The sequence below is a fragment of the Legionella santicrucis genome, assembly GCF_001468135.1.
GTDB lineage: Bacteria > Pseudomonadota > Gammaproteobacteria > Legionellales > Legionellaceae > Legionella > Legionella santicrucis.
The window spans coordinates 103,619-128,896 of sequence record NZ_LNYU01000054.1 but is presented as its reverse complement, the minus strand read 5'-3'; the positions used below and the strand labels follow the sequence as shown (position 1 = coordinate 128,896).

Sequence of the window (25,278 nt, the reverse complement as noted above, 5' to 3'; positions counted from 1 at the left end):
TGATCATCATGATAAATCAGCCCCAAAGAAGGAGCTTATCCATGAATAATGAAGAAATGAATTCACAAGAATTAAAAGAGGCCATCGCCTTGGATATAGAAACATTAAAAACATTGGACGTGGATATTATGCCGGCCAAGGAGTATTACCAGGCGAACAGGCGTTTGTTTTTGCATGTTTTTTTTAAACTATATGGAACAATACTTCTAGGATTTTTACTTCCACTCCCTTTTTATTGGAACGTATTGATGGTGGAGATTTCAACGCACGAGCTCATCTACATGTTTTTCTGGCTGCCATTAATGGCTCTAGGACTATGCCTTTTTGTTTTTCTATTCATTTACAGCACATTAAATCAATACATTTTGATTGACTATCAATTGAAACACAAACTAAGAACAGGCTCATTGATTGTAAAACAAATAAGAAGGGCTGGAACTATAGCCTATCGAATATTTGCGGGGATTGTTTTGATTCCTTCACTGTTCTTGTTTCCCAGTGCTGCCTTCTTCATATCCTTTGGCGCGTTTTTCATCAGCGGGATTTTAACGAGCATCCTTGTTGAAATGGAGCTCAATAGGATAGGCATCAGCGTGCTGTTTACTCTCATAAAGAATTATTTTGATAAGGACAAAAATGCCAGTGCGGCAATACCCTTAAAATAAACAAAACACATCAAAAAGAATAATTTTTAACCACAAATACAAGCAGTGGAAGCCGCTGCTTTGCCCAAAACAAGCTGGAGGAAGATATAATGCGCCATGAATCCAATTACAAACATTATACACGGGGCGGCCAGATCTCATTCCATAATCTGCGGATGTGGTTTCAGATTAACAAAGCGCTCTTTCATGTTTACTTATTCATTTGGGCAGGGTTAAGCATTGTAATGACCTGTATCTTTGCGCCACATGGAATGATAAGACAGACTGTGTCCTATCATGCGGCTCATTTTTATCACCTGGCAGGGGTGCCACATGTATTTTCTATCCCTGTTAAAGGGGGGTATGCATCACAAACTGTCGAACAGCTTCTCCACAATCACTATTTTTCTGCTACCTCCGATCGTTTACTGACACTCCTGTTACAGTCAACTCTATGGAGTTTTCCCCTATCGTTGATTGTGGCACTTTTGGTGAGCCGATATTTCATTTATCGAGGAAAGGTACAAACACAAAACCAATTTATACGAGGGGCTAGTTTAGTCCCATCAGAAACACTTAAAAAACAGATCATAAAGCAAAGAAAAGCATCTGATTTACATCTTGATGGATTTCCCCTGTTGCAAGGTGCAGAGGTGCAGCATTTATTGGTTCATGGCACGGTTGGGATGGGGAAAAGTCAGTTCATTATGAAATTGATGGATTGTTTACGTGCACGAGGCGACCGAGTCATTGTCTATGACAAGGGATGCACGTTTACTCAGGCTTATTTTCAGGAAGATCATGATGTTTTACTTAATCCTTTTGATGCACGCTGTGCTAATTGGGATTTATGGCTGGAAGCCCCAAAAGATGAATTACTGGAAAACATGGCAGAAAGCCTCATCCCCATGCATGGAGAAAACGATCCATTTTGGGTTAATGCAGCACGCACCGTGTTTGCCTGTCTTGCAAGTCAAATGCGTGAGGATAAGGAACGTTCCCTATCCAAGCTGTTAGGGTTACTGGTAACGGGCGAGTTTAGTGAGTTGGAACCTTATCTCAACGGCACGGCTGCAGCGACTTTGGTCAGTAATAAAATAGAAAAAACAGCCATCTCCATTCGCTCCGTCATCACAACCTACCTTAAATCAATGCAGTCGTTAAGTGGGCTTGATGAATCTGGTAAGCCTTCCTTTTCCATTCGTGATTATCTGTTAAATAAAGATTTGGAGGGCTGGCTTTTTATATCAAGCAATGGGGAACAGCATAAATCTTTAAAACCATTGATTTCGATGTGGATTGCCATGGCATCCCTGACACTTTTGAGCTTGCCAGAAGATGCGAACAGGCGAATTTGGTTTATTTGTGATGAATTACCAAGCCTGCACAAATTACCCTTATTGGGTGAAACCATTGCTGAAGTCAGGAAATTTGGCGGCTGTTTTCTGCTGGGAATGCAGAGCTTTAGTCAATTGGAGAAGGTATATGGGCGTAGTGGGGCGGCTGAAATTTTTGACTTGCTGAATACCCGAGCCTTTTTTGCAAGTCCAAGTCATGAAATGGCGCAACTTGTCAGTAAGGAACTTGGGGATGAGGAAATTGATGATACCCGAGAAAATTATTCTTATGGAGCTAACTCCATTCGTGATGGGATTTCCTTAGGAAAAAACCGTATTACACGACCCTTGGTGACTTATCCTGAAATTATGGGGCTTGATCCGCTTACTTGTTATCTGCGATTGCCAGGTCAATATCCTATAACAAAATTGGAGCTTCATTATCAAAAAAGAAGCGCGAAGGCTTCAGGTTTTCTACCTCGTGCCATACCGTCTCTTCCTGTTTCTAATACCAGCATTAAACATGTGCCTGTTGTTAATGAGTCCTCAGACAGTCGCTTTAATGCGCAAGAGTCGACTAATTCCAAGCGTTTCCAAGGTGAATACGAGATTGAATCTATTTTTTGATAGAGGAATAAATTATGTTAAGTCTGCGAGTTAAACCGATTAAAATGCCAGGTTATTATTTTGATAAGGAAAATTATTACTTTTCAAATCAATTGACCACCGAATGGGTGGGGTTAAGTGCTGAGCGACAAAACCTTTCTGGAGAGGTTAACGTACTATCCCTTGAGGCCGTTGTTCGTGGTGCATTACCGAGCGGCGATGTCATTGGCCTCAAAACCCAATCCGGCGAAATCAAGCATCGTGGCGGATATGATCTGACCTTCTCCGCGCCTAAATCGGTGTCCTATCTTGGTTTGGTTTGTGGCCATAAAGAGTTTATTGATTTGCATTTAAATGCCGTAAAAACGGTATTAAAACTCATTGAGAAGGAAGCTGCCGAAGCACGCAAATCAGGAAAAGAGGGTATGGAGTATGAAAAGACTGGCAATCTGTGTTTTGCGACCATCCTCCATGACACCTCCCGAGAGCTTGATCCTCAGCTCCATGTGCATGCACTTTTGATGAATTTTACTGAACGTCTTGATGGCAAGTGGCGTGCTTTAGCCTCTGATATCAGTCGTAATCACGGCACTATGGAATGGATTATGGACAACCAAATCTTTTTAGGGCTTGTGTACCGGTCTGAAATTGCTCTTGGTTTAAAAGAAATGGGGCTCGAAATAGAACATACAGGCGATGCCCATGGTTTATTTGAAATCAAACATTTTGATAAGACATTGCTGGAACGAATGTCTAAACGCCGTACCCAGGTTGAAGAACACATTAAAGGGATGCACTCAAATTCGTTAAAAGCATATGACAGAGCAACTCTGGATTCAAGAAAGTCAAAGGAAGTGGTTTCCCCAGAGGAATTACGCATGCGATGGAAAGCAGAAAGTGAAGCGCTGGGAGTAAATCCTGCCACCTATCTGGCCACTTTAAAGGATAAAACCAAAGAATCGCATACGCCTAAAGAAGCCATGTCCAATAATCAAGAACTCGATAGAAGTGTTCTTGATGCAATTGCGCATTTAGAAGAGAAAAAACTTACATTTACCTATCAGGAAGTGTTACAGACAAGTCTCTATTTTTCCTTAGGTGAACAGGGCTTTGAAGCGCTGATGTCACGGATTGATCAAGAAATTGATGCACAAAATCTGATTGCTCTTAATGCAGAAAACTCCTCTTTTACAACGAGTAAGCTCATTAACAAAGAACAAGAGCTCATAAAAAAAATCGTGAACTTCACACACCAAAAAAAAGGCATCGAACGAAATATGGATAAAGTGTGCAAACTCACCGATAATGAGTCCATTCAAAAGGCAGTAACTCAAGCCTTATTTAATAAAGATGGAGTTGTACGCATCAAGCAGCAAAGCGCTACCTCGCGTGAGCTTTTAAGTACTTTAATTGATTATTCACAGGATTCCAAAATAATTCGTATCCTTTGTCCCTCTGCTTTTTCTGCCAATACAATCAATAAGGATATGGCCAAATCAGCGCCTACACTGTGGCAATGGATTTTATCTATTGGGAAACAGGATTTGTGTGAAACAGTAGCAGGCTTTAATTATCGTCATGGTTCAGAACATAAATTGCCCTTTTTTCATAGTAAAAAGGAGCGCGAAGTACTGATTGTGGATGAAGCACAGCGCCTGGCTCCTGACGAGATGAATACTTTATTATCTATTGCCGATAAGCGATGTGCCAAGGTCATTTTTCTGGAAAAATCACAATCTCTGTCTGGCTTTAAATCCGATATTCCCGACTTGCTTGATAAAGCCTGTATAAAATCATTTGAGGTTGATGACAGAAAGGTGCCGGCCACCAGCATCAATCTTATAGAAGCCCAAACCGTTGAGGGACGTATTCTTAAAACAGCGCAAATGTACTGTAACTTGCCAGTAATCCAGAGGCAAAATACAAAAGTCTTTACTGTCTCAAAGCTCGAAGCTAAAGAAGTCAATGAAGCAATCCGTACTCAGTTAAAAGAGCAGGGAGAGATTTCATCAGATGAAAAGACTATAAATACATTAACCCGTATTCCCTTGACCCTCAGTGAAAAAAAACTGGCTAAAAGTTATCAGTCCAATTGGATATTAATCCATAACACCCGTACGGAATCAAAAAAATTCACGGTACTCGGTATTAATGAAAAAGACAATCAATTGATTGTTCGTAATTCCAATGGGGCAAGATCACTACTTGCTGCTAAAAATATTACAGATTCCATGCAGATTTATGAACAAACACCTTTATCGGTAGGAATCGGGGATCAATTAGTGGCCACTGCCAGTTTATCCTTTGAAGGATTAAAAATAGGAAACCAATATGAGGTTACTGCATTTACCCGACATGGAATAAAAATAAGAGATGGGAAAAGAAGCATTCATCTTATCACGAGTAACGAAAAGCATTTCCCATTGAGCCATGCCTATGCCAAAACCATGTATTCCGATGATCTTAAACCCGTGAAACAAACCATTATGACACTGCCAGCCTATGCGCTCAAACAAAATACCATGTCGCTTTTATGCGAATCCAGTAAAGAAAACGTAATGATTATTACGGATAATGTGGACAAGGCAAATCGATTTGCCATGAAAAGTGCGACAAAATCCTCCGCGATATCGCTGACTTTGGATGCCGCCAAAACAAATCATGGTGCACAGATTATTGACCATAGAACCACGAGTGATCTACTCAGTTCACTAGAGCAGGCCTTAACCCTATTAACCGCTAAAAAACCCCAAAAAAGTGATGCGGAAAAAGCGCTGCACTTTGCAATTGCTCACCTTTCAGAACGAGAGGCAGCCTTTACTCGATCAGATTTACTTGAAGTGGCCGTTCATCAGGCTATTGGAAAAGCAGGTCTTAATGAAATAGATAACGTCCTGGGTAATGCCATAAACAGTGGCGACTTAATATCTGGAGGGAACGAGTTTTTGACCACCAAAGAAGCGGTGGCATTTGAAGAATCGATTATAAAGAATGTTAAAGCGGGTATTAACATTCTTAAGCCATTGATGAGCAGTGATGAAGCGCAAAAACAACTAGAACTGACAGATCTTACCAAAGGCCAAAAAGAAGCTTGTGAGTTAATCACGACTACATCCGATCAGTTTATTATGATTCAGGGGTATGCAGGAACTGGAAAAACAACCATGACTCGCAGTGCTATTGATACCATCAAGCATGCCCAATCAATGACTCATGAAGAGGTTGAACTAATTGCGGTTGCGCCCACTCACCAGGCTGTAAAAGAAATGAGGGCTCTGGGAATTGAAGCCCAAACATTAAAGAGTTTCCTTATTGAACAAGAACAGGAATCGACATTAAGCAAAAAAACACTTGTTCTTATCGATGAATCATCCATGGTCTCTAATCGAGATTGCGCAAACCTCATGCAAAAAATTCATCATTCTGGCGCTCGTTGTGCAATGCTTGGCGATATTAGCCAACATCAAAGTATTGAAAGCGGTAAGCCAAGTAAGATATTAATTCAAGAGGGAAGCATCAGGGTGGCCTGTATGGATGATTTGGTAAGACAACAAGTTATCGAATACAAAAAAGCAATCGAAACATTAATCGCCGGTGATATTGACAAGGCCTTAGCTCAGTTAGCCAATCAACCCTTAGACTCAATCACCCGCACTAAAGCGGATAGTCCTTACCATAGCATTACCTCTTCAATTATTGAAACAGGCGATTCGACCAAAGACTACCTGCAACTGGAAAACACACAACAGCAATCAATAGATCCATTCCAGGAAGAATTAAAGCAAAAGAACCCCATCGAAATGGCTGTAGGAGATTATTTATCTCGTACACCATCATGCCGTGATAACACGATTGTTATCATTCATGAAAATAAAAAACGGGAAGTTGCAAATGGTTTGATAAGAGATGCCCTTATGAAAGAATCTACTTTAGGCTCCGAAAACAAAGAATTTCCGAGACTGTTAAGCACTAATTACACTACTGCAGAGCTTTATTATTGCGAAACATATCGGGATTGCTTAAAAAAGCAAGAGGAGTATTTTTTAAAGAAAGCGGAGCACTATTTCAAAGTGGTTTCAGTAGATGAATCAGCGAAAGTGGTAGTATTAAACGATGCGAAAGGAAATAAATGCCTCTTTGTTCCTGAAAAAGAAAATAAAGACTGGAAAATTGAATTGTTTCAATCGATGCCAGGAAGGGTTTCAGTTGGTGAAAAAATTCATTTTAAAAAATCCGATAAGACTCTAGGTCGATTCGCTAATGAAAGGGTACAGGTGACGGCGGTAAATAATGAGTCATTTACCGTAAAAGACAGTAGTGGTGTGGAACACGTGCTGCAAAAAAAATTGATGAGCGACTCCCATTGGGATTATAGTTATACGGCTACCAGCTATTCAATTCAAGGAGCTTCATCCCCATTTGTTATTGGGGTTGCTGAGACTAAAAATGCGCAAGTAAATCACCTGCGGTCGTTTTATATTATGGTAACGCGAGGCTCCTTGCAGGCAATGATTTATACAGACGATCATAAAAAGCTGCAAAAACAACTTCGCGTTACTCCTGAGAAAACTTCTGCATTGGAATCACTTAACCATCTGAATGTCCAAACAAAGCCCCCAATACCCAATGCACCATCAACATCACTCAAAGCAGCGCAAAGAATGCCCATAATGAAGAACCAGGAGCCTCGTTATGATGCGAATATGCTGTCACAACACTTATCCGAGCAGGCAGAGCTGGTAATAGAATCATTGCTAGGGCAGCCTAATCAAGCGCTTTCTTCCAAAACAGAATATCGATATGGTACTCACGGCAGCTTAAGCCTCTGTTTAAGCGGAGAAAAAAGAGGAGTTTGGCATAACTTTGAAACACAAGAAAAAGGAAACATGCTTCATTTGATCCAAAAAACATTGAATCTAAATTTTAAAGAAAGCCTTGAATATGCCGCCAAATTAACAGGTGATGACCTAAAGGAACGTATTAAAATAGCAAACAAAAACCCCAATAATTTTCAAGTGAAAGACACTGATAAGAAAAGAAAAACATCAGATTATGGTTTGCAATTGGTGCGAGAATCCAAACCTATATCAGGCACTATAGCAGAAAGGTATTTAAAAGAAATTAGAAAGATACATAATGTATCTGGGGAAAATATTCGATTTCATCCTAATGTCTATACCAAAGATACTGAGGAAGTACGCTACAGGCCAGCACTGTTAAATATTGCACGAGACAAAGACAATAAAGTGGCCTGCGTTGAAGTGGTATACCTGGATAATGAAACAGCAAATAAAGCAATAATGAAGATAAAACCCAAGAAATCTTATGGCTCAAAAGCAGGCGTTGGCGTCGTTTTAAGCGAGGGTAAAGGACATGAAAGTGTCACCTACATTACAGAAGGGGTGGAAACCGGATTAAGCGTTAGAGATGCAGTTCAAAATGAACGGGTTATAGCGACTCTTGGGAAAGAAAATTTTGTAAATATCGATATGGCATTACTTACAGATAAAATAGTCATTTGTATGGATAATGATGGCAAATCAATTAAAGAAGATAAGGTAATCATTCAAACCATTGAACGATTAAAACAGCATGGAAAAACTGTAGAAATTGCCATTCCGTTACATCAAAAAGACTTTAATGATGTGAATAAAAGCAGTGGGGTTCAAGGAGTGGTAGATATATTAAATAAAGCAACGAATGTCGATAAATTTATTGGCTGCCCTAATAAAATAGATATGAATCAAGATCAAATTAAGAAGTGTCTTGAGAGCATTTCTCGACAAATGAATCTCGAACTTCCTGAAAATAAAAATAATCCAATTGAGAAACTGAAAACCCTGCAGCGAGGAGAAATGGAAATATATTAATTACTTGAACGCAGTGCATCTAGGAATTTTATATGAAAAAAATGTTTGGAGTAATTTCTCTTTTATTGATAAATGGATCATCGGTCTACCTCATTTATCTCTATGTTTCAATAGCGTGCTCCACCAAAGTGAATAACCTGCTTCAGGTTGCTTATGAGCCATCTGGAATGCAAATGATTTTTTACTTTATATCGTTTCCAATTTTTATGGTTTTAGCAATATTAAGTCGTATTCATTGCTATTATTTTAATGTAAAAAATGGATTGACTTTATGTTTATTTTTAATCTGGTTCTTGTATTTTATGTTTATCATATACATTGATCGAATAGTTCATTTTCCTAAAGGGAATGAACTATTTTATTATGGTAGTTTGGCTATTTCATTAGTGGCATTTGCTTTAATTGGATTGACAACATATTTCCAGATGAAACAATTAATGACTTATTCAGAGTAAAATTTGAAGCTTAAAATAAGCCATATTATTTTTAAATTTAACTGGTAAATACCATTAATACTAACTTAATTATTGATATATCCTTCAATGAAATTATCTACTTTCTTCTTAAGTTCTGCGATATGTTCTTCGGCATTATTTGATTCACCTGAAAGTTTATTTTTATCATAAACACAGCGAAAAATATCAGCACTTATTCCCAGTAATCTTAAAAGATGAGTCGTGTGTTGACGATTCAATTCCTCCTCTTTTTCTAAGCGTCTTTTTTCATCTTCGCTGATTACTGGATTATCTTTATTGTGTAGGTATACCTTAATTCCTAATTCGATCATTTCTTTCATGGTTTGGGATGATGAATCATGTCCTTCATCTTTTTTAATTGTTTCGAGCTGATCAATGATTCTTTGATTTAGATAACAATAAGCCTTGGGCATACAATCCTCTTTTAAATTTATAATGCAGGTTCTGTGCATTGTTTTTACCTGGTTTAGAATAATTGTATCATTTAATAATGGGTGTCGAATAGGTGTGTATATTCGTTCAATAGATATTTTTTACTCATTCAATAGGTGTGGATTAGGTGTTGATATTTTATAACTTATTGATTATTATTAAAGAGTGGATGCACACCTATATAAAATAGGGGTGTTAGCAGATCTTAAAATGCCAATCCGCACGTAAGCTACTGAATAATAATAAAATGTTTTAAGCAATAAACATTGCGAGGGGTGTGTTCTTTTTTATTTGGTTTTGCTTTTTTTGTGTGTGTTTCACTGGCCATTTTAGTATAGTTTATTTAAATTAATATTTTGGGAAGCGCATAATAATTGCGTACTTGTGATTCACGGATTCTCTTATCTATAATCGTGTCACTGAACAGGGATATTTATATCATGGGCATATTAAAAAAAATTCTGAAAAAAATTGCTAAAATCATTCATTTTCGACCATATAGCGAATGGACTGAAAATGAAAAAGCAAAGTATGCTAAACAGAATTCTTTTCGTTCTTGCTCCAAATCAAATAATACAGAAATTAATCCTGCTACAGGATTACCAATGATTGGAGCTTTAGACAGCATGGGAAATTCTTTTGGTTCCAGTGCATCCGATAGAGACAATTATTGGAATAATGATTATCATCATTATTCAACGTACAATAGCAGCAATTATGATCCATTTAACAATCGTTATTAAAAGACACTAATTTTTATATTAAATTGAGGATTTATTATGGCTTTAATCAGCGCAAGAAAAGCACCTGAAACTGAAAAAATTAAGATCGAAATCAGTAAAGATATTTACTCAGAAATAAAAGAATACTGCTTATGGGCTGGTATTGATAACATTAGCCATTTTTTTGAAGAATCATCTACGATGATTTTCTCTAAAGACAAAGAATGGAAGCAATACAGAAAAGAGAAAAAATTAACTTTAGCATAATCAATTTAAAAAAGGATATTCAAGTGAAAAACAGTATTAAAAAAACGTGTAAATACATAGTACCCATAGCTATTATTAGCATATTTGTTTTTCACTCTTATTCAGTCCAATCAAAACTAGAGCAGAAAGAAAAACAAACCTATATTACTATAAAAGAGTTATCCGAACTTGCCGCGAAAAATCGAGGTGTTGAGCCAACTTTTCTGGATAAGGCAGTAATTGCTATTATGGATTGGCTCATCCCTGTCGCTTTTATTAATAAGAATGAATATCTCAAATTACTGTCTGAACATAAAAAAGAAATTACCTCAGAATCAAAAAAAATTTATGTGCCATCAAGCAAGATGGGGGAAGTTGTAGTCATCAAAAAATTTAAATTTTCAACACCGGAGATTAAGGAATCAAAATCCATACCTATGGGCAAAATTTTTAGTGCATTTGTCATCGCTCCCTTTCATGATTCTGATAGTCCTAATCAATTACAGTTTAAAATAAATATCAACCCCATTTCGTGCACCGCAATCTCTGATTCCATTTTAAAAACTGATTATAAATCAGGGAAAATAGTCGCAAAAATTAGCGAGATAAAGTGTGCTGATGATGAGTCGAAAATCATACCTTTAGAAGCAGTCGCACTTGTGTCAGGTAGGGTATTATCCTAAAAATGAATATTCGATCTCTTCAAATAAAAGCACATTCTATAGTCTTATGTTTTTCTTTAATTAAACGGAAGTTGGCGTTTCTTTTATTCATTGTTTTTCTGATAAATAGTAAAGCTATTTTTTCTTACATAAAGAGCTCTTTAACTGTAATCATTAACAAATTGGATGTTCTTATTTTAGATCACCAAATTTTTTATTATTTGGTGATCTTATCAATCAACATTCTATTAATTATCAAAGCATATTCAAGGTATAAAACTAACAAGATGAGGCATAAAGACTAGCAAAAAACACCTCTTGCAATTCAAAGTAATTCCCAATCTCCAAAGTATCCCTCTTTGGTTTTGATTAAATCCTCATAAACGCACATTTCTAAACCATTCCCTAATTCATCCCACCCCGTTAAATCCATGGCCTCCTTCAATGCGCTCTCAGTAACAAAAAAGATCCTTGGTACTCCATAAGTCCATATAATCACATCAACATCATTAAGGGTTGCGCCTTCAAATCCCCAATCATCCATTTCTTGTTCTGGGGTATTGCGTCCATGATATAATCTTAATTTCATAATTGTCCTTTAAAATTGATTGATTTGCTTGTCATCCGTAGAATGATGAACAAAGGAATACTCCTTTGCTCATCAATGCCTGCTTATCTTTTTATTTCCATCATTTTTTCAGTAAGAGTCCATAACGCACGATTTAATTTCACATTTTGATCAATGGCTTTTACTTCTCTGGTTTTGGTTCGAGTGGTGTAACCGTATTTATTTAAACGATGGCCACGGATCCCACCTTTAATTAAGTTTTCTTGCAGGACATTAAACACGGTAAACAAATCATTATCTTTTTGATCTACATAACGCCTTGGTTGCAATAAACTCTTAGGATTAACGATAATACCCCCCTCTGTATCAGAGAATTTTAGTGAGTGAGCAGCTTCTGCAAAAATCATTTTTTCATCGTCATTCAAGTGAATGGAAGCCATATCATCGGATACATCAAGCATGTTATTTGCTGTCTCAATCACTTTGTAGGTGCCTTCAATGACATTCCCAAGAACATCCCCCTGATGTTTAATTCTAATTTCGTTATACGCTTGTCCAGCGATCATTCCATTACTGCACACAACCCGAAAAAGACCCGCCATTAAGCGATAAGAAGACAAACCATCATGAGAGTTAATAAGAACCAATTCGGGATAAAGCCCCTGATTATTTTGCAGGACATCATGGCGTTGAAAACGGAGCATGTGTTTTGCAAATACTTTCGCTTCTTGGTTCTGGCTTTTGGTCTGGGTTGCCCAAGTGGGGAAAAAACCTTCTGACATTAATTTATCAATGATTTGCTCGGTTGAAATGGGCGAGTACTTGGTACTCGTTTTATAAGAGCTGGCTTGTGTGAATATGGATGGCGCTAATTTGAATAATTTATCTTTTGATAATACTGGTAACATGTTGTTCTCCTATGTTTTTACTATTGTTCTCAAGGAACAAATACAGTATCGCAAAAAACCGACCCAAGGTCAAAATTATTTATAAATTTTCTTTATAAACTTTATTTATTACAAATGTTGATATTTTAAGATGCACTTGTTATACTGTTCTTGTCTTAGTGACCAATAGTAAAAACATAGGAGAACAGCATGACTATTCCAGAAATTATCCAACGCCAATTACTGCACACAAATAAAGCGATCGTCTGGTCGTGGGGTGTGTCCAAATGGTATAAAGTATCCAATACAATGCTTGCAATACGAGTTCATGCACACCGCCTCAATGGGTTTGTATGCATCACATTGGATGAGGCACATGATTTGTATAACATTACTTTTTATTCAAATAAAACAGTTCCAGAGATGCTTAAGCATCCTGTTTCTGCATATGAGGCGATAGAAGGGGTTTATTGCGATCAACTCGTTGAGTTCATTGATAATATAATCGAAAGAATACCAAACTATAAATATTAAACCTTATCCAGCCTCCAATCGCTGGGGGCTAGAAATCATTTGAGGTGATTTAATGAAAAAATTATCATTTGCCGTTAAGGCAAACATGAATAAACCCCCTAGAGTTCATGTGCAATCAGCAGATAAAAAAACAACCTATGGTTCATTTCAAGCCAATAACTGTGATGAATTTGATGCCTGGAATAAATTAAGCCCAGAAGAAACCATTGAATTAAAGCATTATATGAACAATATGTCGGCTATTGAGCATTACTTTTCTACAAAGGCTCTGTCCGAACAAAAAGATTTTAGAATCAAATTACCCAACAGTTTTATAGGTACTATAGATGAAATAAGCAAGCTATGCTCTGAGGAAGACATCAACTTAAATGTTTATGATGCCATGATTAGTGCAGCCATTGGGCAGCTTAAAATCAAGACAGCAAGCCTTCCTGATGACAAAAAGCAGCAAGCCCTGATGCTCCTTAATCAACTCGGACTATCTGAAAATGTAAAATCGGATGTTTCCTTAAAAATACAAGCGGTATTCTCTGAATTATTGTCCATTCATAATAAATCAGAAAAACTGCACCAAAAATCCATAGTCCTTTTTAATAAAGATAAAAGTATTTCTCCGAAAACCATTGAAGAAATCGCAAAAGGTGATTTATCAACCTCCAAATGGTTAGTATCTTGTGCCATAGAGATTTTACTGGAAGAAAAACCAGATATTGTGCAAAAAATATTATCTGATAACGATATCTTGTTTTTGTGGGCGACTCCTTCACTAAAAAATAATAGGCCAATCAAGGAATTACTCGATAAATTAGGGTCTTTGAATAACTCCGAAATGTTAAGCAGCAAACTAAATTCCATGACAGACTTTAGTTAAAGACTTTCCAAAATATCACATTTATGCTATAAATTACTATGAGAATAAAATTTTACCAAAAACAATCAGGCAAAAACCCTGTGGCGGAATTCCTAAATGATTTGCCATCCGATGAAATCGCGCGACTTGCCGGTTGTTTAAAGAATGTTGAAGAGCTTGGTTTTGATAGCCCAAGGGTACAATTCAGGCAAATAAAAGGCTCGCTTTGGGAAATTAAGATTAAAACATCACGCAGTGGTTATCGTTTTTTTTATGTGTGTATTCAAAAGGAAATCATTGTTCTTTTACATGCTTACAAAAAGCAGTCACAAAAAGCGCCAAAGCAAGAAATTGAACTGGCTGAAAAACGAATGATGGAGGTATACGACCATGAAAGCACTTACCTTAAATGAGTTTATTGACGACAAAATCAATAAGGACGAAGAATTTGCCAAGCACTATGAGCGTGAGCAAATCATTAATAACATTGCCGTCATGATTGTGAATGCCCGTAAAAAGCGGCATATGACTCAATCCGAGTTGGCCAATAAAATTGGAACCAAGCAATCGGTTATTTCTCGTCTTGAAAGCGGCAATAGCTCCTTTATTCCCTCATTAGAAACGTTGGTAAAGGTCGCTGATGCGCTCAACATGCACTTAAAATTGCAATTACAAGCCTAATAAACATTTGGCCAACATCAAATAACAGTACTTTTTAAAGGATATAAAATGGCATTAGATTTTTCCAAACTGAGTACAGGACAAACTGTTGATACAGTCTTAAAGCCAAGAGAAATTTTTAGCGCCTTACCAAATAAAAAACCAAACAAATTCCATTACCCCCGCGATGTGCAATCTCAAGTATGGAGCAAATGGTTTGACCGCAAAGAAGAACGCAACCTGGTTATAAAAATGAATACTGGTGGCGGTAAAACAGTGGTTGGCCTTTTAATTTTAAAAAGTTGCTTGAATGAGAAGAAAGGGCCTGTAGTTTATATAGTTCCAGATAATTTTTTAGTAGAACAAGTGTTATCCGAAGCCAAAGATCTTGGATTAAATGCCGTTGATAACCCTGAAAATGAGAGTTTTTTAAAAGGAAAAGCAATTCTAGTAACTAATATATATAAATTAATTAACGGGAAATCAGTATTTGGTGTTGGCGATGAGGGAGCAAAAATACCCATTAAGACACTCCTTATTGATGATGCTCATGCGTGCGTAAACACAGTCGAAGAACAATTCACTTTGAACGTGTCATCATCTAACCCAGCATATAAAAAATTATTTAGTCTTTTTGAAGAAGCAATGAAAAGGCAGTCGGAAGCAAAATATTTGGAGATTGAAGCGGGAGACCCCTTTGCTTACATTCTGATCCCATATTGGAACTGGCAAGAAAATCTAAGTAAGGTAATGCAGGTTTTAATTGAAAACAAAAATCATGAAGACATAAAATTTAAATGGCCATTAATAAAAGAAAATTTAGAGCGATGCAGTTGCGTTATTAGTAAGCATTCCATTGAAATTACTAGTAATTGTATTCCAATTGATGTGATTCCTTCTATTAGTAATGCATCAAGAAAAATATTTATGACCGCGACATTATCAGACGATAGCGTCTTAACGACCCATTTTGGTGTTAGCTCTCAATATCTTAATAACCCTATCACTCCAGATTCAGCGGGAGATGTAGGTGATCGATTAATCCTATTACCACAAGCTCTCAACACAAATATGTTTGATAGTGATGTTAAAGAATTATGTTTGAAATTATCCAAAGAATATAACGTGGTAGTTATTGTCCCATCTAACAAACGATTGGAGTTTTGGGAGGATGCAGCTGATCTCATTTTAAAAAAAGACACTATCCTTCAAGGAGTTGAACAACTTAAAACAACTCATATTGGCTTAACAATTTTAGTTAACAAATATGATGGGATTGATTTGCCCGAAAATGCTTGTCGATTGTTAGTTATAGATGGATTACCAGCCGCTCGAAATAATATTGATAAAATTCGCCAGAGCGAGCTTGCGGGTAGTTCGAACAAAGTAAATCAAATCGTTCATAAAGTAGAACAGGGGATGGGGAGAGGTGTTAGATCTAATGATGATTATTGCGTCATTTTTCTTATGGGAAAAGATCTTACTTCTCAGCTTTATACGGGCGAAACTTTAGAACTATTTTCACCGGCGACAAAGGCTCAACTAGAATTGTCAGAAAGGGTAGCAGATCAAATAAAAGATAAAGGAGTTGAGGAAATTAGATCCGTAATAAACTACTGTCTAAAAAGAGACCCGCAATGGGTTGAGTTAAGTAGAGGTATTATGGCTAACCTAAATTACTCCAATAAAAATACATCTGACTCAATAAAAATCGCTTTAAGAGAAGCTTACGATTTAGATCGCTCAGGGAAACCACAAGAAGCAGCAAACAGAATTTTACATGAAATCAATAACTCAACCGATGATCTTTTATTAAAAGGCGTATTAAAACAATACATGTCGGAGTATATAAACAAGTACGATAAGGTGGAATCGCAAAAAACCCAACTATCCGCTATTTCTGATAATTTGAGAGTTCTTAAACCAATCGAAGGCATCAGTTATAAACCATTAAAAACCCATACAGGATCACAAGCAATACGATGTTCTACCTATTTAAAAGACAAATTTAAAGATGGAAACAAACTTATTATCTATACAGAGGGAGTATTTTCAAAACTTATATTTAGTGAAGGTACTGCAAATATATTTGAGGATGCTTTTAACGAGTTAGCATACCTTCTTGGCTTTATAGGCCAACGCCCCGAAAATGATTATGGAAAAGGACCAGATAATCTCTGGCTGTTGGATGATTTAAAATTTTTAGTTATTGAATGTAAAAATGGTGCAACCACCGATTTTATTTGCAAACACGATTGTAATCAGCTGAATGGTTCTGAAATTTGGTTTAATAATAATTATGGCAATGGTGCTAAATGTGTACCTATTATGATTCATTTATCTACTTGTTTTGAGTATGCGTGTCCTCCAAGTAACAATATAAAAATAATAAATAAGAGCTTATTAGAAAAGCTAGTTAATAACGCCCGTAAATTTATACGATCTATAGCCACTGAAAATAAGTTTGAAGACAGTCAAGCTGTCAAACAACATCTGGCACAATACAAGTTAGAGGCTAATGATATTATCGCCAACTATACAACTGCTTTTAAAACAAAAAAAACCTGAGCACTACATACTAGGTAAAAAGATAAAAATCAGCATTTCGATAGAATACTTGTTGGGATTATTTTACTAACCTTTGAATTGGTTGAACAAGTATCGGCTTATCTCAAAATAAAGATCATCTCGATTAATTCGTATTCCATAGAGATCGGTATTGCGACAGAGAGTAACACCTTTAGAACTCACCCAAACAAATCACTATGTGATCCTGTTCGTGATAATCGCAGCAATTGTATGCGATCATCTTTAATGGTCTTATAAATTAATAACCAATCGGGGGTAATGTGACATTCACGATAACCATCCCAATTTACGGAAAGACTGTGATCCTTATGCTTTGGATCCAGGGGTTCTTCCTTTTGCAATTGCTCTACAATAGAGTCTAAGAGCGTCCTTCTTTTCCCTTGCTTCGTAATCTTTTTCAAATCACGCTTAAACTGTGTCGCCAACTCTAATTCAAGCATTATCTACAGAATCCCATACATCCTTCATTGTTTTAAATCGCTCGCCTTTTCCTGATTCCAGCTCTGCCATGGCCTCTCTTGTCTCTTTGTTCGGTATTTTTACCTCAAAAGGCAGGCCATTTTGGAGACAGACCTGGCTATAGAACAGTCGAATCGCCTCGGCTGTAGATAAGCCTACCTTATGCAAAATCGCTTCTGCCTGCATTTTAAGAGCAGGCTCAATACGAGCATTAATTGTTGCCGCCTTATTCATCTTAGTAACTCCCAAAATACTGATATTTTAATTGTATAACAAATGCATTACATTTTCAATTTTTCTATTTTATATGGGCTATCAATAAAGTACACCCTTGTGATAAATTTTGCCTTGCCTTTAAATCCCTTGTTTTTCATATCAATAGAATCTGATTTTTATTTATGATAATGTACTATCACTAATTTTAAATATTATTGATAGGAAAATTCATGGCGCTTGTTGGTTATGCCCGCGTATCTACAATTGACCAAAATTTGGACATTCAACTTGATGCTTTAAAATGCGCTGGATGTAAAAAGATCTTTTCCGAGAAAAAAAGTGGTACTTCAAAAAAAAACCGAACCGCACTGGATGAATGCATGGAGTATATTCGTGAAGGCGATACCTTGGTAGTTACACGAATTGACCGCTTAACCCGCAGTATTCTGGATTTACAGACTTTACTGCATTATTTAAAAGAGAAAGAGATCCACCTAAAAGCATTGGAGCAACCTGTGGATACCTCTAATGCCTCAGGTAAATTCTTTTTGGATATGCTGGGTGTCTTTGCTGAGTTTGAAACCAACCTTCGCCGTGAGCGGCAACTGGAAGGTATTGAGCGCGCAAAACGCGAAGGCAAATACAAAGGGAGAAAACCCACAGCACGCTCAAAAACTAATGAGGTCATGGAGTTAATCAATCAGGGATACACACGCACCGCTATTGCTAAAAAACTTAATATGGGTATTGCCAGTGTTTATCGTATTCTTAAAACCCAACGACAGGATAATCCAGAAAAATCAATTCCAGGCAGCCAGGGAACTCAAAAAATTGCCGTGGTTGAAGTTTGGCTGCGCGTAGAAAACAACAATAAGTTTGTGCGTGGAAAAAATGAATCCAGGCGGCAAATCGAGCAATACTGCTTTTCAGCCTTTGATATGGTGAAAAAAGACAAGGATGGATGGGAATACAGTCTTAAAATTCCCTATACCAGTGATAAGGATCTGGATGAAACTATCTATGACTTAATGCATGAAGCCGAATCGATTGCCGGCTGTCGCAATGGATTTACAGAAATGAGTATCACGGAACCTGCAACCGGTAAATCTTGGTGATGATTCCCCTGGTTCACCACCCTGCCATGGGTTCATTACCTTAATTTTAAACCCAAGGAATGTTATCATGCCGTCCGTTTTGAAAAGGCAACGCGCTATTACGTCATTCGCCTGGAACAGGATTTATTGGGTGACTGGACACTCTGCGCATCCAATGGACGTATCAAGTCCAGATTTGGGCAAAGCCATATTATTGCCTTTGCAAGTTTTTCTGATGCCTTGAAGCACTTTTGCGTCATGGTGAAAGAACGAAACCAACGCGGTTATTATCTGATCTCTTATCAAACCCATGATGTTCTATACCAACAAATACTACCATGGGCCTGCTTTATGGAGGATCCAGCACCTATGAAAAAGAGACCTCGGAAAAAGCAAGTTCGATCATTGCTGAATCAAAACTCAACCATTCAATCCCAATCTCAGGACTCTCAGCAAATGCTGCTTATTTTTTAACGAGTACCACCTTCCAATTATAAAAAAAGAGAATAATTATTTTCCACAATCAGAATAATTTGTCTTTAGATATAGGATATATTATATTATATATAGATGGAGATAATGATGAATAAAGTTTTAATATCAATACCCGATCAAATCGCTTCTAGAATGAGAGCAGCAATACCTCAGCGACAACGCAGCAAGGTGATTGCTCATCTTATTGAAAAAGAAATTGAACGACGTGAAAAAGCGCTCTATGAATGCGCTTTAGCTGTTGAAAATGATCATGGTTTACAAAATGAAATGAACGATTGGGATATAACGGTTCAAGATGGATTAACTGATGAATCGTGGTGATGTATATTGGGTAAACCTCGACCCTACTACAGGCTCTGAAATCAACAAACTCAGACCTTGCGTTTTAGTTGGAGCAACACCGATTAATCAAGCAAGACGCACTGTTGTCGTCGTTCCTCTTTCAAGCTCTGCTACAGCCAGACCACCAATTACCATCACTGTTTCTTGTCTTGGCAAACAAGTTACCGCAGTTTGTGATCAAATAAGAACGATTGATAAAAGTCGTTTAAAAAAAGTGGCAGGAAACCTTTCAGATAAAGATTTAAATGCCTTGGATGATGGGTTACGACAAGTTTTATGCCTTTGATTAAAACTTAATCTACTCCAAACCTTTAATGTTACGCCGTTATTCTGTCATGAACTCATAAAATAACCTTGCACCAATACCAGAGAGACTGATAAGGATTCTAAGCAACCACTTAAAAGGAAATGACATGGGTTGCGAATGCTATCAAGCTGCTATCGGAGCAGATAGAAAGGTGCTCTGTATGTAATAAAAGAAACATTTGAAATTCTGGGTGAAACTCATAAAGCACATCTTGAATCCAAGAAAAATTGATAGCAAGTCGGGAGAACTCATCAAGCAATCAGGCAATTTAAAAAATAGGTAATTTATCTCAACGCCACTGCAAATTAGAGTTTTCCTAGTGTAACTGTTAAGAAAATCAATCTTAATATACAGAGTAATTAAATTTTAAATAGTTTGCTCAATTATCGGCTTACTTGATTTAACTAGAACGTCTATCAAATAAAATCTAAATAGGAAAATCGATTGGGTTTAACATAAGCAGAAAGAACAACAAACCCTCCTTCCCCATAGCCTGGTTTACTCTCCTCTGGCGTTAATATAGTATCAACAGGAGAGAATAAAGTTTGATAAATTGCTTCTTCTTTAAAATTAATTTCATGAAGCAATTCAAAGACCTCCTGTACCGAATAAAAATGAGCGTATCGATAAAACAGATTATCTTGCTTGGTGGCCTCATATTGCTGTCCAATCATCGAATGTTTATCAATCATACCAATAATAAGCTTACCATTGGGCTTTAAAACCCGTTTTGCTTCAAGAAGTGCTACTAAAGGTAAATTCAAAAAACACAATACTGTATTGAATAAGACAAAATCAAATTGTTGTTCATACTTAGGAATCTCAATGTTAAATCGGGACAGGAGTGTTGGTAAAATATAAACAACCAAGGTGCTAAGGTGACACTGGATGCTATTTCGAGACACACTATGTCGGATTAAATTAAGTCAATACGCTTAAAGTTATAAAATAATTCCAAATTTTAGATAGATCTATCCTGGGAACGCCTATGCAACCAGCCTTTTTCTTTGTGCCAGTTTCTCGTGATTTTCATAAAAAACGCAGCGTTAGCACCAATTTTGCGATAAGCAAGTTCCATTTCGCTATGACATAGAATGCATTCCTTAGGATTAATCCCAAAGGTCTTTTGCATCAACTATGGGTATTTGAGATTGTAGGTTTTGGGCTCAGGTTCTTACCCCAATAAAGCACGAACTAATGGTAATTTCTCTCTCCGTACTCTATTTACAAGAAATCCATAATAGCGCAACATCCTGAAATGCTTTTTAGGGATATGTTGTACCAGTCTACGGATAAACTCCTCCGTAGAGCAGTGAAAATCTTCGTGTTGATTCGTCTTATGATTCAGGAAGTTAAAGGTTACATTTTGGCCATTGTAATGCCGTAACCTGCTGTGGCCAATCGGTGGCCTACGAATATAACGCCCAAGATAATTAATTGACGCCTGTGGGTTTTTTTGTGGTTTGGCCACATGAACTATCCACGGTTTGTTGAGTCTACGATTGAGCCAAGCGCTAAAATGACCCTGTGTCGGGCATAGGGCATTTAATACTTCAGGAAGAACAAGAACTCCTTCTCTATAGGCTTTTTTCAACATCTGTATCACACGATAACGCCACATCTCCATAATCACTTTCTTTTTGAAGTAGAACGTGACAAAACGTGTCTCTTTATCATTTATCCCTCCTTGGGTAGTCGAGATATGCACGTGCGGATTGAACTTTAAATCTCAGCCAAAGCTATGAAGCGCTGCAAACATTCCGGGTAAGACTCCTTTATGACTCGCTAACCGCAGCAAAATAGAAGCTGCTACTGGCAGCAGCCAACCTAACAAAATCCAGTTTTCTTTGAAAAACCTCCATAATTCCCGTGGCATCGTAAACGTAATATGCTGCCAGTCACAACTGGGTAACAGATGAATTTGTTTGCTTATCCAATTCTCGGTGGCTTTCTTCCCACACTTCGAGCAAAACCGATTATGGCAGGTAAACGCAACTTTTTTGCTATGAGTGCATTTAGGGTTGGGGCAGTCATAACAGGAAAATCCTCGCAAGGTGCTCCCGCAACTTAAAATGTTCGAGATTGTTTCCAAAACCTCATGGCGTAGCGTGTCTTTATACTTCTGGAAATAGTGATACCAGGAGTTATCTTTGAGCAACAAGTCCTTCAGGCTTCTCTTTTGTTCGCAGTCCAACTCTTTTTTACTTACAGCATAAAGCATTTACAAAGGCCAACCTCTTAATAAATTATCCTGATATAATCATTCATCTATCTATCCTTAATCGCTCTATAATGAAGACTCAAAAGAAACCACAAAAGCAAATCGATAAACTCCATGCAAAAAATCAAGGGCGCTGCTCCATATGTAAAATAGACTTTGGTGATGACTTTGCATCTTATACCTGGACTGGTTATGATTCTATAGGGCGTTTGCAAGTCACAAGCTAATGTTGTCATGAAAAAATAAGACGGCTCGTAAACATCGGATTATGTGGGTTTATTGATCCTGATGAGTTCAATGAAGCAATTAAAAAGCATCCTTTGTATGAACAGTTTTATAATGTCATTTTGTAATGAATTCTAAAGAAGGATTTTATTGCGCTGAGAGATGAATAATAATTTACGGTCTTATGATGATTAGAACTCCAATGCTTCTTTACCCCTGCCAACGCATTTGGCTCTGAGCGAAGCGCCTTGAAAACTGCGTAATTTGCCCCGATATTGGCTATTAAGTAATAAAATTAGAGCTATGAAACTTTGTGTAAAACGGTGACTAGAGTTTTTGATAAGCCAATCTTGAAAGGAGATTTAGATGAAAAAGAAACTACTTCCTATTTTAATCTCTGTTCCTCTTATCACTATGATGTCAGCAGGAGCCATAGCACTTGAAGCGAAACAAAATAATCAAGTACAAAAGAGTAAAGATTTATTAGCCTTAGATCCATTTGATAACGATCCCTTTTTTCAATCACCTTATGATGTTTTGAAGCAAATGGAAAAAATGCAACAGGCTATGGACCAGTTTATGAAGAGTCAATTCTCACAAATGCACACTAACCTTCTAAAACAACCCAATCAAATGCTCTTTGGTAATACAAATAATGTTGAAATTAAAGAAAGTAAAAATGAGCTTGTTTATAAAATAAAATTACCTAAAGGTGGGGATAGTAAAGTTGATGTTTCTGTTAAAGAGGGACAATTAGTGGTTAGTTCAAATATAACGCAAAAAATCACTCGTGAACAGGATAATAGTAAAAGTGTAAGCTATTCTCAGAGTAATTACAGTCAAACATTCCAATTACCACAGGGCTATGATCCCAATTCTATGAGCTCAAAAGTGAAAGATTCAAATTTAATTGTGACATTTAAAAAATCACTTTCGACATCTTCAATACTCTAAGGGATTGAGATTTTAAGCGTTGTAACGCCACATATCGATTTTGCAGATGATTGTTTTGTAATGTAATTGACTTGACAAAATGAGGTTGTGAGTCCAACTTTATAATCAGTCAGAAATGACAAACGTATCAATTTAAGGAGTGAAACGATGAGTAAATTAATAAAATGGAAAAAAGAAACCCCGATTGCCATTGAGCATACACATAATCCGTTCTTAAGACTTCAAAATGAAATAGATCGTGTATTTCATGATTTTAATGATTTTTTTTCGCCCTCTCGATTCAATTGGGAATTTGATAATCTAAATCTTGCCCCATCAATGGATGTTGTGGAAGATAAAGATCATTACAGTATTGAGCTTGAGATGCCCGGTATGGATGAAAAAGATATCAAGGTTTCTTTAGCGGATAATATATTGACCATTTCTGGTGAAAAGTCGACTTCTAAAAAGAATGAAGACAAAAAATATCTTTCTCGAGAAATTAGCTATGGGAAGTATGAGCGTTCTATTTCATTGCCTTCAACAATAGATGTTGATAAGGCTAAGGCAACTTTTAAAAAAGGAACACTTTGCATTGAGTTGCCGAAAAAAGAAGAGGCTAAAAAAAGTACTCGTGATATCAAAGTAGAAAAAGCGTAGTCTATTGGCCCTGTAGCTAACAGGGCAACACCTTGAGCGGATTACATCATACTCCTCTTCTTCCAGTGCAGTATACATATATTTGCTTTTTTCATCGACGTCTTGGTTTTTATTTAGAAAATTGACATTTATTTTTTTTCATTGCCAATGCGTTCAATGATTGCATGATTTGTATTGCTCATAAGAATTTCCTTATAAAGAGAAATTATCCTTTCTTCCTTATTGATCTAGAAATCAACAAATCTCAAAGAAAACATCATCAGAAAAGAACAAGAAACTCAATTACCTTACTTTTCTTATATTTATTGATGTATTTGAGAGATTTTTATTTATTAACTGTTGCAGAATTAATTATGCGAAGGCCAATAAGTTCTTTTTATTTTCCATGTGATATCTAATACGATATACAAATAATATTAAAAAATTTAAATTATTTTATGAACTTATTTTTAAGGACTTCTAAATAACTTCCCACATCATATTGATATTTTAGAAGCCCCTGATTTATTTTTAATATGCTTGTACTTCTGAGTGAATGTTATGATCACTAAGAGTGAAAGTGATCTTCTCTCGAATAGCCGGACACCTTGTTTAAGAGATATAATCTCATCAACAAGGAGTAATCATGGTAAGACAAGTTTATACAAAAGAGTTCAAAATTAAAGCTATTGAACTACTGGAATCAAGTAATAAGCCCTTAAGACAAGTAGCCAGAGAGCTTGTTGTAGCAGAAAATAACCTATATAACTGGCGCAAACAATACCTTCTCAAACAAGAGAAAGTATTCCCAAATCAATCTCAATTAAATGAAAAAGACTTAGAATTAAAGCGATTGAAAGCGCGTGTAGCGGAGCTGGAAGAAGAGCGAGAAATCTTAAAAAAGGCGGCAGCGTTTTTCGCCAAGGAAGGCCAGCGAAATATGCGGTAATAAAAGAACAATCGGCTTTTCATCGTGTACAAAAGCTTTGTTAGGCATTAGGCGTATCCAGTAGCGATTACAACAGGCATTGCGTAAGTTGGGTAAATATCATGGGAAAGCGAGGATCAAACGCTTAATGCAGCAGGAAGAACTCAAACCTAAAGCGGCAAGGCGTTTTAAAGTGACAACAGATAGTCGCCACTCAAAGCATGTGGCCGAAAATATCTTGGGAAGACCATTTAATCCTGTTGCTATTAACACCGTTTGGGCGTCTGATATAACCTACATTCAAACTGATGAGGGCTGGCTTTATCTAGCATAGAT

28 protein-coding genes and 1 pseudogene are annotated in these 25,278 nt (G+C 36.8%); 21 read left to right on the top strand and 8 right to left on the bottom strand.

Annotation, left to right across the window (positions count from 1 at the left end):
- The first annotated feature begins 41 nt into the window (after positions 1 to 41).
- The 4 genes from Lsan_RS11690 (at position 42) to Lsan_RS11675 (ending at position 8,912) form a co-directional block, all read left to right on the top strand.
- Entirely contained in the window at positions 42 to 665 is a 624-nt protein-coding gene (locus tag Lsan_RS11690) for a hypothetical protein (RefSeq protein ID WP_014845136.1), read from the top strand.
- Between the two features lie 89 nt (positions 666 to 754).
- A complete protein-coding gene (gene traD / locus Lsan_RS11685) occupies positions 755 to 2,608 on the top strand; it encodes a type IV conjugative transfer system coupling protein TraD (protein ID WP_014845135.1) in 1,854 nt (617 codons plus the stop codon).
- A gap of 14 nt (positions 2,609 to 2,622) precedes the next feature.
- A complete protein-coding gene (traI, locus tag Lsan_RS11680) occupies positions 2,623 to 8,457 on the top strand; it encodes a conjugative transfer relaxase/helicase TraI (protein WP_014845134.1) in 5,835 nt (1,944 codons plus the stop codon).
- 32 nt (positions 8,458 to 8,489) lie between these two features.
- On the top strand, positions 8,490 to 8,912 hold the full coding sequence (locus Lsan_RS11675) for a hypothetical protein (protein WP_019350439.1): 423 nt from the start codon (positions 8,490 to 8,492) through the stop codon (positions 8,910 to 8,912).
- Between the two features lie 65 nt (positions 8,913 to 8,977).
- On the opposite strand, the gene Lsan_RS11670 is transcribed toward Lsan_RS11675, so the two are convergent.
- Positions 8,978 to 9,346 carry a hypothetical protein gene (locus Lsan_RS11670; RefSeq protein WP_014845133.1) on the bottom strand — a complete coding sequence of 123 codons (369 nt, stop codon included), beginning with the start codon at positions 9,344 to 9,346 and terminating at the stop codon, positions 8,978 to 8,980.
- A 393-nt stretch (positions 9,347 to 9,739) separates the two neighbouring features.
- Here Lsan_RS11670 and Lsan_RS11665 point away from each other — a divergent pair, with 393 nt between their 5' ends.
- The 3 genes from Lsan_RS11665 to Lsan_RS11655 are packed head-to-tail and all read left to right on the top strand — an operon-like array spanning position 9,740 to position 11,016.
- Complete coding sequence (locus tag Lsan_RS11665; protein ID WP_255464430.1) at positions 9,740 to 10,108, top strand: hypothetical protein; 369 nt, start codon at positions 9,740 to 9,742, stop codon at positions 10,106 to 10,108.
- 36 nt (positions 10,109 to 10,144) lie between these two features.
- On the top strand, positions 10,145 to 10,354 hold the full coding sequence (locus tag Lsan_RS11660; RefSeq protein ID WP_014845131.1) for a hypothetical protein: 210 nt from the start codon (positions 10,145 to 10,147) through the stop codon (positions 10,352 to 10,354).
- Between the two features lie 23 nt (positions 10,355 to 10,377).
- Positions 10,378 to 11,016: a hypothetical protein gene (locus Lsan_RS11655; protein WP_014845130.1), complete on the top strand. Its 639-nt coding sequence runs from the start codon at positions 10,378 to 10,380 to the stop codon at positions 11,014 to 11,016.
- Between the two features lie 304 nt (positions 11,017 to 11,320).
- On the opposite strand, the gene Lsan_RS11650 is transcribed toward Lsan_RS11655, so the two are convergent.
- Together Lsan_RS11650 and Lsan_RS11645 are read right to left on the bottom strand one after the other, a co-directional pair.
- Positions 11,321 to 11,584 carry a hypothetical protein gene (locus tag Lsan_RS11650; RefSeq protein ID WP_014845129.1) on the bottom strand — a complete coding sequence of 88 codons (264 nt, stop codon included), beginning with the start codon at positions 11,582 to 11,584 and terminating at the stop codon, positions 11,321 to 11,323.
- A gap of 83 nt (positions 11,585 to 11,667) precedes the next feature.
- The gene (locus Lsan_RS11645) at positions 11,668 to 12,471 is read right to left on the bottom strand and encodes a DUF932 domain-containing protein (protein WP_014845128.1); all 804 of its coding nucleotides are present in this window, start codon (positions 12,469 to 12,471) and stop codon (positions 11,668 to 11,670) included.
- A 189-nt stretch (positions 12,472 to 12,660) separates the two neighbouring features.
- Between Lsan_RS11645 and Lsan_RS11640 the strand changes: the two genes are divergently transcribed.
- Genes Lsan_RS11640 through Lsan_RS11620 form a run of 5 tightly spaced genes read left to right on the top strand, consistent with a single transcriptional unit; the run spans position 12,661 to position 17,062 of the window.
- Positions 12,661 to 12,984: a hypothetical protein gene (locus Lsan_RS11640; protein ID WP_014845127.1), complete on the top strand. Its 324-nt coding sequence runs from the start codon at positions 12,661 to 12,663 to the stop codon at positions 12,982 to 12,984.
- Between the two features lie 52 nt (positions 12,985 to 13,036).
- Entirely contained in the window at positions 13,037 to 13,855 is an 819-nt protein-coding gene (locus Lsan_RS11635; protein WP_014845126.1) for a hypothetical protein, read from the top strand.
- A 38-nt stretch (positions 13,856 to 13,893) separates the two neighbouring features.
- Positions 13,894 to 14,247: a type II toxin-antitoxin system RelE/ParE family toxin gene (locus Lsan_RS11630; protein WP_014845125.1), complete on the top strand. Its 354-nt coding sequence runs from the start codon at positions 13,894 to 13,896 to the stop codon at positions 14,245 to 14,247.
- Positions 14,225 to 14,515 (top strand): helix-turn-helix domain-containing protein, encoded by a 291-nt coding sequence (locus tag Lsan_RS11625; RefSeq protein ID WP_014845124.1) that lies wholly within the window; start codon positions 14,225 to 14,227, stop codon positions 14,513 to 14,515. The genes Lsan_RS11630 and Lsan_RS11625 overlap by 23 nt, the downstream gene beginning before the upstream one ends.
- Before the next feature lie 48 nt (positions 14,516 to 14,563).
- On the top strand, positions 14,564 to 17,062 hold the full coding sequence (locus tag Lsan_RS11620; protein WP_014845123.1) for a DEAD/DEAH box helicase family protein: 2,499 nt from the start codon (positions 14,564 to 14,566) through the stop codon (positions 17,060 to 17,062).
- A 179-nt stretch (positions 17,063 to 17,241) separates the two neighbouring features.
- Here the strand turns inward: Lsan_RS11620 and Lsan_RS11615 are convergent, their stop codons facing one another.
- Both Lsan_RS11615 and Lsan_RS11610 read right to left on the bottom strand, forming a co-directional pair.
- Entirely contained in the window at positions 17,242 to 17,523 is a 282-nt protein-coding gene (locus Lsan_RS11615; RefSeq protein WP_014845122.1) for a type II toxin-antitoxin system RelE/ParE family toxin, read from the bottom strand.
- Positions 17,516 to 17,776 carry a type II toxin-antitoxin system RelB/DinJ family antitoxin gene (locus Lsan_RS11610; RefSeq protein WP_014845121.1) on the bottom strand — a complete coding sequence of 87 codons (261 nt, stop codon included), beginning with the start codon at positions 17,774 to 17,776 and terminating at the stop codon, positions 17,516 to 17,518. Before Lsan_RS11610 ends, Lsan_RS11615 begins: the two co-directional genes overlap by 8 nt.
- Positions 17,777 to 17,988: 212 nt before the next feature.
- Between Lsan_RS11610 and Lsan_RS11605 the strand changes: the two genes are divergently transcribed.
- The 4 genes from Lsan_RS11605 (at position 17,989) to Lsan_RS11590 (ending at position 19,975) form a co-directional block, all read left to right on the top strand.
- Complete coding sequence (locus Lsan_RS11605) at positions 17,989 to 18,873, top strand: recombinase family protein (protein WP_014845120.1); 885 nt, start codon at positions 17,989 to 17,991, stop codon at positions 18,871 to 18,873.
- Between the two features lie 21 nt (positions 18,874 to 18,894).
- Positions 18,895 to 19,326 (top strand): WGR domain-containing protein, encoded by a 432-nt coding sequence (locus Lsan_RS11600; protein ID WP_223499742.1) that lies wholly within the window; start codon positions 18,895 to 18,897, stop codon positions 19,324 to 19,326.
- Positions 19,327 to 19,434: 108 nt separating this feature from the next.
- Positions 19,435 to 19,668, top strand: coding sequence for a hypothetical protein (locus Lsan_RS11595; RefSeq protein ID WP_014845118.1), 234 nt, complete (start codon positions 19,435 to 19,437; stop codon positions 19,666 to 19,668).
- On the top strand, positions 19,655 to 19,975 hold the full coding sequence (locus Lsan_RS11590; RefSeq protein WP_014845117.1) for a type II toxin-antitoxin system PemK/MazF family toxin: 321 nt from the start codon (positions 19,655 to 19,657) through the stop codon (positions 19,973 to 19,975). The genes Lsan_RS11595 and Lsan_RS11590 overlap by 14 nt, the downstream gene beginning before the upstream one ends.
- A gap of 437 nt (positions 19,976 to 20,412) precedes the next feature.
- Here Lsan_RS11590 and Lsan_RS11585 read toward each other — a convergent pair whose 3' ends face one another.
- The 3 genes and pseudogenes from Lsan_RS11585 to Lsan_RS23550 form a co-directional block, all read right to left on the bottom strand.
- Complete coding sequence (locus Lsan_RS11585; RefSeq protein ID WP_014845116.1) at positions 20,413 to 20,901, bottom strand: class I SAM-dependent methyltransferase; 489 nt, start codon at positions 20,899 to 20,901, stop codon at positions 20,413 to 20,415.
- A 269-nt stretch (positions 20,902 to 21,170) separates the two neighbouring features.
- Positions 21,171 to 21,713 (bottom strand): annotated as a pseudogene (locus Lsan_RS11580) (IS91 family transposase); the annotation flags it as partial.
- A 12-nt stretch (positions 21,714 to 21,725) separates the two neighbouring features.
- On the bottom strand, positions 21,726 to 22,217 hold the full coding sequence (locus Lsan_RS23550) for an IS91 family transposase (protein WP_051009158.1): 492 nt from the start codon (positions 22,215 to 22,217) through the stop codon (positions 21,726 to 21,728).
- Positions 22,218 to 22,288: 71 nt separating this feature from the next.
- Here Lsan_RS23550 and Lsan_RS22105 point away from each other — a divergent pair, with 71 nt between their 5' ends.
- The 5 genes from Lsan_RS22105 to Lsan_RS22100 all read left to right on the top strand — a co-directional run bounded on the left by Lsan_RS22105 (position 22,289) and on the right by Lsan_RS22100 (position 25,276).
- Positions 22,289 to 22,444 carry a hypothetical protein gene (locus Lsan_RS22105; protein ID WP_154080667.1) on the top strand — a complete coding sequence of 52 codons (156 nt, stop codon included), beginning with the start codon at positions 22,289 to 22,291 and terminating at the stop codon, positions 22,442 to 22,444.
- Positions 22,445 to 22,808: 364 nt separating this feature from the next.
- Positions 22,809 to 23,396, top strand: coding sequence for an Hsp20/alpha crystallin family protein (locus Lsan_RS11575; protein ID WP_014845114.1), 588 nt, complete (start codon positions 22,809 to 22,811; stop codon positions 23,394 to 23,396).
- Positions 23,397 to 23,543: 147 nt separating this feature from the next.
- Positions 23,544 to 24,035 carry an Hsp20/alpha crystallin family protein gene (locus tag Lsan_RS11570; protein WP_014845113.1) on the top strand — a complete coding sequence of 164 codons (492 nt, stop codon included), beginning with the start codon at positions 23,544 to 23,546 and terminating at the stop codon, positions 24,033 to 24,035.
- 625 nt (positions 24,036 to 24,660) lie between these two features.
- Complete coding sequence (locus Lsan_RS11565; RefSeq protein ID WP_014845112.1) at positions 24,661 to 24,963, top strand: transposase; 303 nt, start codon at positions 24,661 to 24,663, stop codon at positions 24,961 to 24,963.
- Between the two features lie 88 nt (positions 24,964 to 25,051).
- A complete protein-coding gene (locus Lsan_RS22100; RefSeq protein WP_133134234.1) occupies positions 25,052 to 25,276 on the top strand; it encodes a hypothetical protein in 225 nt (74 codons plus the stop codon).
- Positions 25,277 to 25,278: the final 2 nt, after the last annotated feature.